Source organism: Actinotalea ferrariae CF5-4, from assembly GCF_000603945.1.
Classification (GTDB): Bacteria; Actinomycetota; Actinomycetes; order Actinomycetales; family Cellulomonadaceae; genus Actinotalea; species Actinotalea ferrariae.
Genome location: NZ_AXCW01000175.1, coordinates 1 through 2303 on the forward strand (window position 1 = coordinate 1; position 2303 = coordinate 2303).

At 76.8% G+C, this 2303-nt stretch carries 2 protein-coding genes; both read right to left on the reverse strand.

Annotated elements, in window-relative coordinates:
- Positions 1-90 precede the first annotated feature (90 nt).
- The gene (locus tag N866_RS13620; protein ID WP_034227273.1) at positions 91-1137 is read right to left on the reverse strand and encodes a zinc-dependent alcohol dehydrogenase family protein; all 1047 of its coding nucleotides are present in this window, start codon (positions 1135-1137) and stop codon (positions 91-93) included.
- 68 nt (positions 1138-1205) lie between these two features.
- Positions 1206-2243 carry a zinc-dependent alcohol dehydrogenase family protein gene (locus tag N866_RS13625; RefSeq protein WP_034227272.1) on the reverse strand — a complete coding sequence of 346 codons (1038 nt, stop codon included), beginning with the start codon at positions 2241-2243 and terminating at the stop codon, positions 1206-1208.
- Positions 2244-2303: the final 60 nt, after the last annotated feature.

Below are 2303 nucleotides of genomic sequence, written 5' to 3' on the forward strand. Positions count from 1 at the left end.
CCCCCCCCCCCCGCGACCCGGCGAACGCCCGCGACGGCCGGCTGCTCCACCCGGCGCGGTGCGACCCGCGCCGCCGGGCCACCGTGCTCGTCAGGGGACGACGACCGTCATGCCCGGAGCGCCGGCGCCGGTCCCCATGGCCGCGAGCGCGTCCGGGAGCTCGTTCAGGCCGATCTCGCGCGTCACCAGCCGGTCCGGGCGCAGCACCCCCGCCGCGACGGCGTCGAGCATCGGTGGGTACTCGTGCGCCGCCATGCCGTGGCTGCCGTAGAGCTCGAGCTCCCATGCGATGACGCGGTCCATCGGCAGCGGCGTGCGCTCGTCGCCCGCGAGCAGGAGCCCGACCTGCACGTGTCGGCCGCGTCGCCGCAGCCCCAGCACCGACGCCACCGCCGTGGCCCGCGCGCCGAGGGCGTCGACGGAGACGTGCGCCCCGCCGTCGGTCGCCTCGACCACGCGGGCGGCCACGTCCTCGGGGCTGAGGCCTGCGGCGTCGACGACCGCCTCGGCCCCGGCGTCGCGCGCGGCGTCCAGCGCCGCCGGGGACACGTCGACCGCCACCACGCGCGCCCCACCGGCCGCGGCGATCATCACCGCCGACAGCCCGACGCCACCGCACCCGTGCACGACGACCCGGTCGTTCGCGCGGATCCGCCCGTGGACCATCAGCGCCCGGTAGGCGGTCGCGAACCGGCACCCCAGCGAGGCCGCCGTCGCGGCGCTCACGGCGTCGGGCAGCCGCACGAGGTTGACGTCGGCGTGGTGCAGCGCGACCCGCTCGGCGAACGACCCGGCGTGCGTGAACCCGGGTTGCTCCTGCCGCTCGCAGACCTGCTGCTCCCCCGCGAGGCACGCCGCGCAGGTCCCGCACGCGCAGACGAACGGCACGGTGACGCGGTCCCCCTCGCGCCAGGACCGCACCTGCGGCCCCACCTCGACGACCGTCCCGGCCAGCTCGTGGCCCGGCACGTGCGGGAGCGTCACGCCGTCATCGTGACCCATCCAGGCGTGCCAGTCGCTGCGGCACAGCCCGGTCGCCTCGACGCGCACGACGACGCCGTCGGCCGGGCACGCCGGGTCCGGCACCTCGGCCACGCGGGGGGCTTCCCCGAACCGCTCGACGACGACGGCGCGCATGGTCCCCCCGGGTTCACCGGACGCGTCGTGCGCCGGACGGCCCGGACCGCCCGGACCCGCCTCCGGCATCACAGCCGCAGCATCGCCTTGATCGCGCGCCGCTCGTCCATGGCGGCGTACCCCTCGGGCGCATCGTCCAGCGACAGCTCGAGGTCGAAGACCGGCGACGGGTCGATCGTGCCGTCCAGGACGTCGGCCAGGAGCTCGGGCAGGTACGCCCGGACCGGGGCCACGCCACCGCGGACCGCGATGTTGTCGCTGAACATCGCCCGGATCGGCAGGCCGGACTCCAGCCCGTTGGGCACGCCGACGTAGCCGACGGTGCCGCCGGGCCGCGCGATCGCGACCGCGGTGTCCCACGAGGACTGCATGCCCACGCACTCCATGACGTGCGGGATGCCGAGCCCGTCGGTCAGCTCCTTCACGCGCGTGACGGCGTCGTCGCCCCGCTCGGGCACGACGTCCGTGGCCCCGAAGCGCCGGCCGATCGCGATGCGGTCGTCGTGCCGACCCAGCAGCACGATCCGCTCGGCGCCGAGCCGGTGCGCCGCGAGCACCCCGCAGAGCCCGACGGCCCCGTCGCCGATGACGGCGACGTGGGATCCCGGCCGGACGCCGGCCGCGAGCGCCGCATGGTGGCCGGTGCCCATGACGTCGGAGAGGGTGAGCAGGGCGGGCAGCCGCTCGTCGTCGGGGGTGACCGGCGCGGGCACGAGCGTTCCGTCGGCCCACGGGACCCGGACCGCCTCGCCCTGGCCGCCGTCGGTCCCGTTGCCCCAGATCCCGCCGTGCACGCAGGACGTGTGCACGCCCGCGAGGCAGTGCGGGCACGTCCCGTCGCTCCAGGTGAAGGGCGCGATGACGACGTCGCCGGGGCGCACGGTGGTGACCTCCGCACCGACCTCCTCGACCACCCCGAGGAACTCGTGCCCGATCCGGGCCGGCCCGCCGTCGCGCGGCCCGGGGCGCCGGTAGCCCCACAGGTCGCTGCCGCAGATGCACGAGAGCAGGACGCGGACGACGGCGTCGGTGGGCTCGGACAGGACCGGGTCCGGCACCTCCTCGACACGGATGTCGGAGCCGCCGTGGATGAGGGTCGCCTTCATGGGCCCATCCTGCGGTGCCGCACCCGCGTCGGCGAAACGCAGGGCTCACCGCCCGCCGCC